Source organism: Paenibacillus kobensis NBRC 15729 (genome assembly GCF_004000825.1).
GTDB lineage: Bacteria > Bacillota > Bacilli > Paenibacillales > Paenibacillaceae > Paenibacillus_T > Paenibacillus_T kobensis.
Window position 1 is genome coordinate 127521 of the sequence record NZ_BILZ01000002.1, and the last position, 13958, is coordinate 141478.

13 protein-coding genes are annotated in these 13958 nt (G+C 52.4%); all 13 read right to left on the reverse strand.

What is annotated here, in order from left to right:
* Positions 1–121: 121 nt before the first annotated feature.
* A complete protein-coding gene (locus PKO01S_RS02185; RefSeq protein WP_246070413.1) occupies positions 122–2365 on the reverse strand; it encodes a methyl-accepting chemotaxis protein in 2244 nt (747 codons plus the stop codon).
* 415 nt (positions 2366–2780) lie between these two features.
* Complete coding sequence (locus tag PKO01S_RS02190) at positions 2781–4046, reverse strand: peptidase U32 family protein (RefSeq protein ID WP_174818535.1); 1266 nt, start codon at positions 4044–4046, stop codon at positions 2781–2783.
* Positions 4047–4079: 33 nt separating this feature from the next.
* A complete protein-coding gene (locus tag PKO01S_RS02195; RefSeq protein WP_127529656.1) occupies positions 4080–5021 on the reverse strand; it encodes a peptidase U32 family protein in 942 nt (313 codons plus the stop codon).
* A gap of 132 nt (positions 5022–5153) precedes the next feature.
* Complete coding sequence (gene mltG / locus PKO01S_RS02200; RefSeq protein WP_407669613.1) at positions 5154–6275, reverse strand: endolytic transglycosylase MltG; 1122 nt, start codon at positions 6273–6275, stop codon at positions 5154–5156.
* 95 nt (positions 6276–6370) lie between these two features.
* Positions 6371–6673 (reverse strand): DUF1292 domain-containing protein, encoded by a 303-nt coding sequence (locus PKO01S_RS02205; RefSeq protein WP_246070414.1) that lies wholly within the window; start codon positions 6671–6673, stop codon positions 6371–6373.
* Positions 6674–6709: 36 nt separating this feature from the next.
* Positions 6710–7015, reverse strand: coding sequence for a DUF1292 domain-containing protein (locus tag PKO01S_RS02210; RefSeq protein WP_127529657.1), 306 nt, complete (start codon positions 7013–7015; stop codon positions 6710–6712).
* 8 nt (positions 7016–7023) lie between these two features.
* The gene (gene ruvX / locus PKO01S_RS02215) at positions 7024–7440 is read right to left on the reverse strand and encodes a Holliday junction resolvase RuvX (RefSeq protein ID WP_127529658.1); all 417 of its coding nucleotides are present in this window, start codon (positions 7438–7440) and stop codon (positions 7024–7026) included.
* A 19-nt stretch (positions 7441–7459) separates the two neighbouring features.
* A complete protein-coding gene (locus tag PKO01S_RS02220) occupies positions 7460–7720 on the reverse strand; it encodes an IreB family regulatory phosphoprotein (RefSeq protein ID WP_127529659.1) in 261 nt (86 codons plus the stop codon).
* Between the two features lie 50 nt (positions 7721–7770).
* A complete protein-coding gene (alaS, locus tag PKO01S_RS02225; protein WP_127529660.1) occupies positions 7771–10404 on the reverse strand; it encodes an alanine--tRNA ligase in 2634 nt (877 codons plus the stop codon).
* 372 nt (positions 10405–10776) lie between these two features.
* Positions 10777–11844 carry an AI-2E family transporter gene (locus PKO01S_RS02230; RefSeq protein WP_127529661.1) on the reverse strand — a complete coding sequence of 356 codons (1068 nt, stop codon included), beginning with the start codon at positions 11842–11844 and terminating at the stop codon, positions 10777–10779.
* A gap of 167 nt (positions 11845–12011) precedes the next feature.
* The gene (locus PKO01S_RS02235) at positions 12012–12212 is read right to left on the reverse strand and encodes a hypothetical protein (protein ID WP_127529662.1); all 201 of its coding nucleotides are present in this window, start codon (positions 12210–12212) and stop codon (positions 12012–12014) included.
* Positions 12209–12760 (reverse strand): PRC-barrel domain-containing protein, encoded by a 552-nt coding sequence (locus PKO01S_RS02240; RefSeq protein ID WP_127529663.1) that lies wholly within the window; start codon positions 12758–12760, stop codon positions 12209–12211. The genes PKO01S_RS02235 and PKO01S_RS02240 overlap by 4 nt, the downstream gene beginning before the upstream one ends.
* 21 nt (positions 12761–12781) lie before the next feature.
* On the reverse strand, positions 12782–13927 hold the full coding sequence (locus PKO01S_RS02245) for a cysteine desulfurase family protein (protein ID WP_127529664.1): 1146 nt from the start codon (positions 13925–13927) through the stop codon (positions 12782–12784).
* Positions 13928–13958 lie beyond the last annotated feature (31 nt).

The following is a 13958-nucleotide window of genomic DNA, read 5'->3' on the forward strand; positions in this document are numbered from 1 at the left end:
CGACTGCGCAGTTGCGTTTGACAGCAATTACTTCAGCTCCGTTGTCTTGACAGCAATTTTCCCACAAAAAATAAGCCGCCCCAAAGTCGGATGATCCTGACTTTGAGGCGGCTTGTTAAACTTATTTGTTGTCGTTCGAGCCCGTCGTCGTGAACCTGGACAGCGAATCTTGCAATTTGTTCGATACGTCTTCGAGTTTGCCCGACAGCTTCACGAGGCTTTCGCTGATGCTCAGCTGCTCGTTGCTCAGCGATGCGACTTCTTCGGAAGTTGCCGACGATTGCTGAGCGACCGCGCTTACGCTGCTCATTGCATCCGACAATACCGCTTGCGACTCATCGAGCTTGCCGATAGCTGCCGTAACCGAAGTGAGGCTTTCGCCGAAACGGTTCATATGGCCTTGTACAGCCAAGAAGATTTGGTTCGATTCTTTAACGGACGATACTTGCTCTTGGAAAATCGGATAAGCCTCCGACAGCACCTGCACCGTCTCGTCGATTTCACGCTGGATCGTCTCCGTAATCTGACCGACAATATCGATCGAATGACGTGACTGATCAGCGAGCTTGCGAATTTCGTCTGCGACGACCATAAAGCCTTTGCCCGCCGCTCCTGCGCGCGCTGCCTCAATCGTTGCATTCAAGGACAAGATGTTCGTCTGTTTCGTCAGGTTGTTCAGGACATCGAGAATTTTACGGATCGACGAAGTCGAATCTTTCAGCTTATCAACCTTGCTGACCATGTTGCGTGTCATCTCTTCCGTCACGCCTGTTTTCTCGATGAGGACGTTCATATAGTTGCTGCCCTGTTCACTCGCCTGTTCAACGGCCGCAGCGGATTGCTCCATCGAATGATTCGAGCTGAGCACCGACTTCATCTGCTCGTTGATCGTTCCCGTCAGATCGCTTCCGCGCTCTGCTTCCATCGCGAGGCTCGTTGCGCCGCCAGCAATTTCTTCCGTTGCGACTGCGATCTCTTTCGCAGAAACAGCTGTTTTGCGGGACGCTTCCGTCAGTTCGCTTGCCGTTGCAAGAACATCGTTAGCGGACAAGTTCGTCTTCTCGACGAGAGATGTAATTTCGGCCATCATCCGGTTAAAGCTGTCGGTCAATTGGCCGATCTCGTCCTTCCGGTTCAGATACAGCCGAACACTCAGGTTGCCGCGTTCGCCTTCGTTCATCAAGTTGCGAAGCTTCACAAGCGGATGCGCGAACGTACGGATTAACACGTACGAGATTGCAACTGCAACAAGCGCAGCGATAATTGTCACGATCAAAGTCAGGACGTAAATTTGCTGAGCATCCTTCACAAGCTGCTCAACAGGTGTCTTACCGACTATCTTCCATCCTGCGTTATTGAAGGTCGAGTATGCGGCAAGCACGCTGTTTCCTTCCGAGTCGTCCAACTCGAGAGAGCCTTTCTCTGCCATATCGCCTTCGGTCGGGATCTCGACGTCGCTCGGTTTGCCAAGCGTCGCATTATCCGCAGCACTCGGATTCAGCACGTAACGGTTCTCTGCATCGACAAGCGATACCGAGCTGCCATCGCCTAGCGAAATGTCGCCAATTGTTTTCTCGATGACACTCAGCTTAATTTCGAACAAGAGTACGAACATCGGCTCGCTTGTGGTATTGTTCTTCAGCACACGTGCAATGCCGAGCACAGGCTCGTTCGACTTGCCGGAAGGTCCTTTGACCGACGATTGAATCCAGATGGATTGTCCGTTCGCCTCGACCGCTCTTTTGTACCATTCCGTAGCTTCTAGCTCTTTACGATCGAGCGTTGAGCTGCCGAGTGAAAAGCCGCCATCTTCCAACGGGATTAAGTATCCGCCTTTCAGCGAGCTGTTACTGAGCACGTACTCCTCTAGCATCTTTTGAATCCGAGTCGACGCTTCGAAGCGTTCGAACTGCTCAAGTTGAGCATCGCGCAATTTGCTGAGCTCCTCCTGAATATCGCCGTCTACCATGACTTGAAGCGTTTGCGCATCGAAATTATCGAACATCAGATTCAGCTTGCCTGCAGCTTGCTCGATCGTCTGAAAGTTAGAATCCATCGCATTGTTGCGAATGATCCCCTTCGACGTGTTGTATGCGAGAATCCCGACGACAAGTACGCATGCCAGAATGCTCGTCAGAATGAACAAAAACAGCTTAGCGCCGACCGAGCGCTGCGGATTCGCCCATTTGGCTTCTTTCCAGCTGCCGTTCAGCTTGGGCTTCGGAATCGATACTTTACCTTTTGCAAATTTGGATGCTTTCTTTTCTTGTGCTTGCTGTGTCTCTTGCATCTGCTGTGTTTGCAGCGATTCTTGTTGTTGACCCTCTGATTTACCCGCTTTCGGCTTTTTCACCTTTTTCAACATAGATGTCACACCGCCCGCTCTCGAAATATATGCGTACTCCTTATGACTCATAAGGCATACTTACGCACTAAAAAATAGATGCACCATATATATCGGATTTTATCAACCTGATTGTAAGCCCTATCAGGCTTGATAAACACATTTTTTTAATATTTTACGAGAAAAAATAAATTTCGCTGTCGAATCGTTTCTCTGCATAACGACAAGCAGTTTGCCGCCTTTCAGCCTTATGTGCAACCTATCCGTCAGGGGCAGCGCGCTCTGCACACAGGCCGCCCTCTTCTGCTTACGAAACGTTGCAAATCGACGAGGTGTATCCCGTTGATCTCAACAAAAAAATAAGCCTTTATAACCACTTCCAATGATCACAACCTCATTGTACTGGTCATAAAGACTTACTCGTTGTTGGACTCGTTTATTGGCCTTTGCCGATCCGTTTACGCATCATATCCATCGGCTTAACCGGCTGTTCGACTTCCATCCGTATCGGTTGCAGAGGATGGCGTGCCGCATCGAGCGTATTGCCATCGGCATCCGTAATTTCACCAACCGTCTGCTTAAAGAATGTGCCGCCTGGACCGACGAATTCCACCTGCTGGCCCGGCTTAAAATGATTGCGCTGCTGCACGGTTGCAATACCCGTCGATTCCTCATAGTCAAGGACGACACCTGCGAAATCGTACGGCGCAGCCTTATCCTCCGGCTCGTAGATATGCTCGCCGGAACCAGGCGTCTGGAAGAAAAATCCGGTGTTCAGCGGCCGGTTCGCCGCCTTCTGAATTTCTTCCAACCACTCCGGCTTCAACACGTAGCTTTCCGGATCTTCGAAGTAGGCATCGATCGCTTGCCGATAGGCGTTGACGACGCTGGCAACATAGTGGATGCTCTTCATTCTTCCTTCAATCTTGAAGCTGTCGATGCCGACCTCGATCAGCTCCGGCAAGTGCTCGATCATACACAAATCTTTGGAGCCCATCGTGAATTGCTCTCCGCCATCCTCGAATTGCTCCGCATCAATGAACAGATCGTACTTCCACCTACAAGATTGGCAGCAGCCGCCGCGGTTCGAGTCCCGGTCCGTGAAGTGGTTCGACAGCACGCAGCGCCCTGAGAACGACGAACACATCGCGCCATGGATGAAAGCTTCAATCTCGATATCGACATGTGCTTTTATCTCGGCGATCTCCTCCAGGCTTGCTTCACGCGCCAACACGACACGCGGCAATCCCTCGTCCTTCCAGAACTTCACAGCCTGCCAGTTCAGTGTCGATTGCTGAGTGCTTAGATGAACCTCCAGCTTCGGAGCAACGCGCAGCGCCGTCTCGACAATGACGGGATCAGCCGCAATAATCGCTGCGATACCGGCCTCTTCCAAGCTGCGCAAGTAGTCTTCCAGCCCTTCGATATCTTCATTATGCGCATAAATGTTCGTCGCCACGAACACTTTGGCGCCATATTTCGCTGCAAATTCGACGCCTTCGCGCATATCTTCGAAGCTGAAATTATCCGCGTTGGAGCGCAAGCCGTACTTCTGTCCGCCGATATATACTGCATCCGCGCCATAGTGAACGGCGAATTTCAGCTTCTCCAAGTTACCTGCTGGAGCCAGCAGCTCCGGTCTGCCCAGACGATACCGTTTGCCTTTGAGCATATGCTTAGGTTCCGTTGCCGAATTACTCATGTGAAGTCACCTCTATCCTTAGTCCCTTATCGATTAATACACTTGTTCTTTAAAGAAAAATCCATAGCTTAGCTCGCGGCCTTGCTGCTGCTCCGCCTGTATGCTCTCCAGCCATTCGTCGCGGAACTGGTAGGTTGCCGGATCGCTGCAGTAGGCATCAATCGCGGCTCGATAAGCCCGTACGACGGTTTCGTTATACTCAATCGGCTTCAACAGTCCTTCAATCTTGAGGCTGTCGATCTCCGCTTCCAGCAATTCGTGCAAATTCTCGATCATGCATAAGTCATCCGGACTCATGATGTGCGTGCCGTTCGTATCCTCATAGATCGGGAACCGGTCATCCGGTCTCTCCGCTTCCATCAGATACATTCCCGCATCCGGGCTAGAAGCGCCTTCCGCAATCGTTTGTTCTTTAAAGTCCATATAGCTTTGTACAAGCGAGCGCTTCGAATGGTAGATGTTCGTCATGCCATGCACCTGCACTTGAATTTCAAGCTTTGTGTGCTGTTTCATGGATACGATCTGTTCCATATTGAGTTCGCGCGCGCAGACGAAACGAGTCGCGCCTCGCCGTCCCCAGAAATTAGCCGTCTCATAGTTGGTGGATGTCATCTCTGCGTTCCAATGGAGCTGCAACTGCGGCGCATATTGGCGAACCGCCATCAGCACGGCAGGATCGCCGAATACGACAGCGGATACTCCGATTCGCGCAAGCTCCTGTACGTAATCCGGTATAGCGTCGAGCAGCGTGTTATCCATAATATTGTTCATCGCGGCATAGATCCGGACTTGGCGCGGCGACTGCTTCGCCAGCTCCACCGCTTGCGCGATTTGCTCCAAGGAGAAGTGTCCCGGAAGCCGCGTTGCGAACCGGGATTCGCCTACGACGAACGCATCCGCGCCCGCTACCATCAGACGCTCCAGTTCTTCCAAATTCGAAGCTGTTACAAGCAGCTCCGGTTTATATACGGTCATCTTCTTATGCCTCCTGTTCCAACACAACCATGCACTAAAAAAGATAAAGACGAAAGAGACGCCGGCAGCCGTTGCTGCGAGTCCCTTCCGTCGATCGTAATACACGAACAACATTCGTTAGCGATCAAAGTTTTATTGCTGAGCTGTATCATTGCTTTCCGCAATATTGCGTTGATGCTCTTTGTACGTCTTCGCGAACAGATGCGTCTGCGTACCGTCTTTCTTCGTCACGTAGTACAAATAATCCGTCTGCTCCGGATTGAGCGCTGCTTGAATCGACTTCATGCTTGGGCTCGCGATTGGACCCGGAGGCAATCCTTGATTCTTGTACGTATTATAAGGACTATCGACTTCAAGGTCCTTCTCCATCAGACGCTCTTTCTGCTTATCAAGCAAATATTGTACGGTCGCATCGATTTGAAGCGGCATATTCTGCTTAATACGGTTATAGATAACGCCCGCTACGAGAGGACGCTCCTCGTCCACGACGACTTCTCGTTCAACGAGCGACGCTATCGTGAGCAGTTGATGCAGCGTCAAGCCGCGATCTTCCAATTGAACGTCCAATTCCGGCAGCGTATTCAGCTTCCGGTCGGTCTCCGCCAACATCCGCTGGATGATTTGTTCCGCGGTAGAGCCTTTCTTCATCTCATACGTTTCCGGATACAGATAGCCCTCGAGGCGGTGCATTTCTTGTATTCCAGACGGAATTTGCAGCACGGCATCCACGTCTTCCCATTTGCGATCGGCATCCATTAGACTTAATAGCTCGTCCTTGTTCGCGATGCCCTCCTGGCTTAGCTTGTCCGCGATCTGTGCTGCCGTGAACCCTTCGGGTATCGTAAACTTGATCGTCTCCGCCTTCACAATATCTCCGGCATTCAGCTTCGCAATAACCGCATTCAGCTCCATGCCCGGCGTCATGTCGTAGCTTCCCGCTTGAAAACGATCCCCTTCATCCTTCAGCTTCAAGTAGTATTTAAAAATAAATGCGCTGCGAATGATTCCTTCGTTCTCCAACGATTCTGCTACTTCGAACGGCGACATCCCGCTCTTCACTTCGACTCGCTTCATGTCGCCTGCAGCCGTCGGCCTGAGGCCGTTCCAAACATAAAGCGCTACGCTGCCGGCTCCGATGACCATAATTCCGAGCAGGGAAAGAATGACCCACATCGTAATTCGGCTTTTGTTTGGCCCGGACGGCTGGTAGTCTTCCTCTTCTTCTTCATGGTGCGATTGCGGATATTGCGACAACTTATGCTCCTCCATTTCCGCGAAAAAGGGCGGTGTCGGCCGCCCTTGCTCGTGTCAACTATAGTGTGTAAGGCTTAAAGGATTACAGCGATCCGTTACTTGCCCGAATCGTCGAAGCAGATCATATCATATGCTTCTGCAGCAGTTTCCCACTCTTCATCGTCTTCGATGTTCTCGAGCTCCAGCTCGTCGCCTTCTATGAGACGCAGCATCTCGACTTCGCCTTCATTGCGCATGGCTTCAGACTGAAGCGCCGCATAATAATGCTGGCCCAGTTGAAATTCGGACATAATGCGGAACGTCTCTTCCGTGCCGTTCCCGCTAGTCAGTTCGATGAACTTCCCATACTTGTCCTGCAGCTTCGTTCCGCGCTGCGGCGTCATATCAAGTTCTTGCATTACGAAGCCTTCCTCCTTCAATTCCAATCCGAACCGTTAGTCTTCGTCGCTCTCTTCCAGCTCGCCAAGCAGCGTGTTGAACGTTTCTTCGACGATATTCCATTCTTCTTCATCTTCGATCGTATACAGCTTCAAATCATCGCCTTCCTCTTCATAACGGAACGCGTAGACTTCGTCTTCTTCTTCGCTGTTCGACTCAAGCGGAACCACCATCATGTACTTGTGCTCCGAGCCGTCGACCTCAAACTTCATGATGACTTCGAATTCTTCTTCGTTGCCCTCTTCATCCGGAATGTAAATGATTTCCGGTTCTTCAAATTGGTTCTCGTTGTTATTCGCCATCGTCACCCTCACCTTTTCGCCTTAGAATCGAGATAGTTTTGCAAAATGAGTGTCGCGGCCAACTTGTCCACGACCTGCTTTCGTTTTTTACGGCTGACATCTGCCTCAAGCAGCGTTCGTTCCGCAGAAACAGTCGTCAACCGTTCATCCCATAGGTGAACAGGTAAGTTTAGCTTTTGCTGGAGTTCCTCAGCAAATGCTATGCAAATTTCACCACGAGGTCCGATTGTGCCATTCATGTTCTTCGGGAGACCGACCACGACCTCCGATACCTCGTGCTCCTTCGCAAGAGCGGCAATCTCGTCGAACTCGCCGCCTTCGCGTTTACGATGAACAACTCCCGTGCCTTGAGCCGTCCACCCGAAGGCGTCGCTGACCGCGACACCGATATTGCGGTCGCCGTAGTCCAGACCCATAATCCGCATTCGTTGCCAGGCTCCCGTCTTATTTATGTTCGCTTAAGTAAAATCGAACAAGCTCTTCAATCAATTCATCTCGTTCTTTCTTACGGATCAAGCTGCGTGCATTGTTGTGCCGCGGAATATAGGCGGGATCCCCGGACAACAGGTAGCCGACAATCTGGTTGATTGGATTGTAATCCTTATCCTGCAGCGCATCATGCACCTGGAGCAGAATTTCTTGCGCGGATACTTCCAATCCTTCCGCCTTGACGTCGAATTTCATCGTTTTGTCCATCGAGCTCATCCTCAGCACCTCACTTTGGAAACCGCTTTAAACGGCAGTGTCAATTATTACTATATCACATTTGCTTGCGCAAGAACTAGTTCTTCCGCAAGTTTCAATGCATCCGTAAGCTTCGATGCGTCTTTGCCGCCTGCTTGCGCCATATCTGGACGTCCGCCGCCTCCGCCGCCGCACACAGCAGCCGCTTCTTTGACCAGCTTGCCGGCGTTCAGACCTTTCTTCACAAGGTCCGGCGATACGGACGCGACGAGGTTTACTTTATCTTCTTGCGGAGCGCCCAATACGATAACCGCCGAAGGCAGCTTCGCTTTCAACTCGTCGACAATGCCGCGAAGCGCATCCATGCTTGGCGCACTTACGGCTGCTGTCAGCACCGTGACGCCGCCAACCGTCTTCGCTTGGTCAATCAGCGAGCCTGCTTCGATTCGGCTCAGCTTCGCCTGCAGCGACTCATTGTCGCGGCTCAGCTCTTTCACTTGGCCGAACAGCGCTTCGATGCGCTTCGGCACGTCCGCCGTGTTCGACTTCAGGAGGCCGGCTGCCTGTTTGAGAAGCTCGAACTGGCTTTCCATATACGAGTATGCATGGCGTCCCGTCACTGCTTCGATCCGGCGTACGCCGGATCCAATGCCGCTCTCGCCAATCAGCTTGAACGTGCCGATCTGCGACGTGTTAGCAACATGGATGCCGCCGCACAGCTCGATGCTGTAGCCGCCGACTTGCACGACGCGAACGACGTCGCCGTATTTCTCGCCGAACAGTGCCATCGCGCCCATCGCTTTCGCCTCCGCGATTGCCATGCTCTCGATCACGACCGGCGTACCGATCCAGATCTGTTCGTTCACACGGCGCTCGATGTCCGCCAGCTCTTCTTCCGTAATCGCGCCGAAGTGCGAGAAATCGAAGCGCAGAGTGTCGGCTTTCACGAGGGAGCCCGCTTGGTTAACGTGTTGGCCAAGCACTTCCTTCAATGCTTTGTGCAGAAGGTGCGTTGCCGTATGGTTCTTCGTAATATCGTCGCGCAAATCGCGAGCTACGCTCGCTTGCACGCTTTCGCCAACGCGGATCGTACCGCTTGCAACGACAGCATGATGAACCGGTTGGCCGTGCGGAGCCTTCGTAACGTCTTCGACGTTAAGCACGAAGCCGTTGCCTTCGATAACGCCGCGGTCGCCGACTTGGCCGCCGCTCTCGGCATAGAATGGCGTGCGGTCGAGCAGCACTAGCACCCGGCTGCCTTCGCCTGCAATATCAACAAGCGAATCTTCATGGATGATCGCCGTAATTTTGCCTTGCGCCGTTAACGCCGTATAGCCGACGAATTCGCTCTTCTCCGTGAGTTCGGACAGCGGTCCGCCCTGTATGTTCATGCCGCCCGTATCTTGGCGTGCAGCACGAGCACGCTCGCGCTGCGCTTCCATCGCCGAGTCGAAGCCGGCACGGTCAACTGTCATACCGTTCTCTGCCGCGAAATCTTCCGTCAAGTCGAACGGGAAGCCGTACGTATCGTACAGGCGGAACGCATCTTCTCCGCTGATCTCGCTGAGGCCAGCTTCGCGAGCTTGAGCGACAAGAGCGGAGAGCAGTGTCAAACCGTCGGACAACGTCTCGTGGAAACGCTCTTCCTCGGTACGGATTACACGCTCGATGAACTCGCGTTTCTCAACAACTTCCGGATAGTAGACGCCCATTACGTCGCCAACGGTTTTCGTCAGTTCGAACAAGAACGGACGGTCAACACCGAGCGATTTGCCGTAACGAACGGCACGGCGGAGCAGACGGCGGATAACGTAGCCGCGGCCTTCGTTCGACGGCAGCACGCCGTCGCCGACTGCAAACGCTACAGTACGAATGTGGTCTGCAATGACCTTCAGAGCGATATCGTGCTCAGCGTTGACATGGTAAGCAACGCCTGCAATTTCGCATGTTTGATCGATCATCGGACGGAACAAGTCGGTATCGAAGTTCGAGTCGACATCTTGCAGAATCGAAGCGAACCGTTCGAGGCCTGCGCCCGTATCGATGTTCTTATTCGGAAGCGGCGTGTAGCTGCCGTCCTTGTTATGATTGAACTGCGAGAATACAAGGTTCCATACTTCGAGGAAACGTTCGTTCTCGCCGCCTGGCCAGCACTCCGGATCGTTCAGATCGCCGTACTTGTCGCCGCGGTCGTAGAATATTTCAGTACAAGGTCCGCAAGGGCCTTCGCCGATATCCCAGAAGTTCTCTTCCAGCTTGTAGATACGTTCTGCTGGCAGGCCGATCTTCTCATTCCAGAATTTGAACGCCTCTTCATCCTCCGGGTATACCGTTACGGACAGACGGTTCGGGTCGAAGCCGATCCATTTCTTATCCGTCAGGAATTCCCACGCCCACGTAATGACTTCTTCCTTGAAGTAGTCGCCGATCGAGAAGTTGCCGAGCATTTCAAAAAACGTATGGTGGCGACGCGTTTTGCCGACATTCTCGATATCGTTCGTACGAATGCACTTCTGCGAGTTCGTAATGCGAGGGTTGTCCGGAATGACGCGTCCGTCAAAATACGGCTTCAGCGGCGCCATGCCCGCATTGATCCAGAGCAGCGACGGATCGTTATGCGGCACGAGCGATGCGCTCGGTTCAATGTGGTGTCCTTTGCTTTCGAAGAAAGCAAGCCATTTGGAACGGATTTCACTAGCTTTCATGGTTAATCGGCCTCCTAGAAATGAACGGTATTCTTTCGGTAAAAACAAAAAAAGCCCCTGTTAGTAACAGGGACGAGAATCTCGCGGTACCACCCTGGTTATTGTCCTCTCCTACGAATCCTGTACAATAGGACGGACAATCGCCTTCATTCGGAATCTAACGGTTCCGGACCGGTGAAGTTCATTCACTCTCCGAAGCCAGCTTCGGCCATTCTTCGCCAACGGTTCCTTACAGCCGACGCGCCTAAGATGACTAGCGTGAAGGGAACCTTCTCTGATTGACGGGCTATGGCGTACTTCGACTTCATCACAGATTTCATTCTATGAATCAAGCACACTTCATTAAATTATAACCTTGTCCTTTATTAGCTGTCAAATTGTTCGTCTCCTAACATAATAAGCGAAGATGTGCTGCACAATGACCTTCAATACGGCAAAGATAGGCACCGCCAGTATCATTCCGGCAATGCCCGCCAACTCCCCGCCGACGAGCAGCGCGAGAATAATGGACAACGGATGCATATGAAGCGTACGGCCGACGACCTGAGGGGAAATGACATTGCTCTCAAGAATTTGGCAGACGGTGTTGACGACGACGACGAGTATCATCATTTTGACCGATATGGTTGCTGACATGAGCAGTGCAGGAGCCGCGCCGAAGAACGGCCCTAAGTAAGGAATGACATTCGTAACCGCCACGACAGCCGCCAGCAGCAGCGGATAAGGCATGCCAATGATCCAATAGCCGATATAGGCCAGCACGCCAACGATCAGACAGACGAGAAATTGTCCCCGGATGTAGCTGCCGAGCGCCGTGTCGATATCTTTGAAAAGCCGGACGGTATGCTGGCGGTGGCTCTTCGGCACATAAGTAATAACGGTCCGCTCGAACACTTCGAAATCCTTCAAAATGTAGAACGACAAGAACGGAATGATGAACAGAATGAACAGCACATTGACCATCGCGCCGATATTGTTGATTAGACCGAATATGGATTCGGACAGTTTCTTCTCTATTTTATAGATGGAATTGTTGATGCCTGTCTGTATGCTGTCCGGCAGCATTGAGTTGTTCAGATCGTCGACCAAATTTTTCGCTCGAACCGTCAGCTCCGGCGCATGCTTGTTCAGCTCCTGCAATTGCCCCATGAACATCGGGATCATATTCATCAGCACGACGACGAGCGATCCGCAGAAGACGGCATAGATGAGCAGGACCGCTACCGATCTGGGCATCTTGCGGTCGCTGAGCATCGTCACGATCGGATTCAGCACGTACGAAATAATCATCGCGATGAAGAACGGCAGCAGCACCGCCCTCAGAAACGTATAGATTTGGACGAATATCGGTTTCAATAACAGCAGCATATAGACGACGATAAGGCCGAGAATCGCATAGACCAGCAGCCGAAAGATGCGGTTGTTCGTAAAACGGTCCACCGGGCACGCGCCTCCTTCCATATACAGCGGCATACTAATTCATTATATGTACAAGCGCTCCGGATCATCCTAGGCTCGGAAAAATAGTCTAGAAATGCAAAACGGACGCCCAATTGGCGCCCGTAAGCTTCTGTCATTAAACATGGACCGCGTCAAGCGAAGACTCGTTAGCCGTTCGCATGGATTTGCGGCATCTCTTCTTCGAAGAACAGATCGTCCAGCGAACTGAGCGTTCCGTCTTCTTCCACTTGATACACCGACATTTTTTCACCGTTCACGGTCAGTTCGATGAAACAGCCCCAGCAGTAATATTGATGGGAACCGATTTTACCGATGTCTTTGGAATTGCAATTAGGACATCTCATCATCTTTCATTTCTCCCTATATCCGAATCGGAAGGTGCGACCGGCAACAGCTGCGCCTCGCAGCAAGCCGGAACGATAATCGCATCTTCCCCGAGTAATACAGTATCCGATTCTTCCGGCGACCTCAGCCATTTGCGTCCTTCCAGCAAATCCGAGACAAATCCGTCCGTTAGTTCGTATCCTACTATTTGTGTACCCTGAATGGGCTCAAAATAAACATCCGATACGCGGCCAAGCTGCGTTCCTTGTACGGTAATAACAGGCAAATCTCTCAGCTTCGGTTGTCCGGTCTGAAAGCTGCGGCCTGCCCATAACTTATCCTTCGGTACGACAGCATCTCTGCCGTCGATAAGAATAGCGTCTTCGCCGCAAGAAGCGACTTTGTTCCAAGGCAATATTCGATCCTTGGGAGCCAGCCATCTCGCGGATTCCACCACAATCCCTTGCATCATCCAGTGCTCGTCGAACCAAGCGTCCTTCACTTTGCCCGATTGTTTGCCTGTATGCAAATCGACGACCGGCAACCCGATCAGCTGCTGCAGCTTAATCAAGAGGAGAGCCCTCCTTGGGGGTTATTTACGCAGCCGGCGGACAATCGTTTCAACCGATTTCGCCGCTTCGTTCAATTCCTCCAAAGTATTCCCCAATCCGAAGCTGAATCGTACGGCAGACATCAACCTCTCGTCGCCTATGCCCATCGCCGTCAGCACATGAGACCGTTCTAAGGATCCGGATGTGCATGCAGAGCCGCCAGACACCGCGATTCCCGCCATATCAAGGTTCATTAGCATCGTCTCGGTGTCGATGCCGAGAAAGCTAATGTTCACAATGTGCGAAAGCCGCTCCGTCTCGTGGCCGTTGACCGCAATATGGCCGTCGGTCGCTTGATGCATAAGGTCTACCCATTGTTGACGAAGCTGATCCATCAAAAGTTTTCGCGACGAAAGCTCGTCCGACGCTGCCTTCATCGCTGCCGCGAAGCCGGCAATGCCTGCGACGTTCTCCGTACCCGCTCTGCGCTTACGTTCCTGCGATCCGCCATGCATTATCGGCGACAACGCAACGTTGCCCGCGATATACAACGCGCCGATACCTTGAGGTCCGTTGATCTTGTGTGCGGAGAAGCTCATTAGATCGACAGGCAGCTTGCTAAGATCGATTGGCAGCGAACCGAGTGCCTGTACCGCGTCAACGTGGAAAAGCGCTCCACGCGCTCTAACCGCTTCGCCGATTACTTCGATCGGCTGCACCGTACCGACCTCATTGTTGGCATACATCACACTGACAAGCCCTGTACGGTCGGTCAACGCATCACATACGACATCAACGGACAATTGTCCGCTCTGATCGACAGGCAGAACCGTCAGATCGAAGCCTTCCTGCTGCAGCGACTGACAAGCATGAAGCACCGCATGGTGCTCCGCGGCGCTCGTAATAATATGCGTCTTGCCTAGTTCTTTCATCGCCCGTGCGGCTCCGATAATCGCGAGATTGTCGCTTTCCGTACCGCCGCTGGTGAACAACAGCTGAGCAGGCTTAGCTCCGATCAACGCAGCAATCGTATCCCGGGCACGGTTGACGCGTTGACGCGCCTCGCGTCCGTAACGATGCATGCTGGACGGATTGCCCGGCCCGCCGTTCATTACGTCGACTACCGCCGATATGGCTTCCTGCCGCATCGGCGAAGTCGCCGCATGATCGAAATAATACGTTCTCATTGTACCGCCTCAATTCCTGGCCGTGAAACAA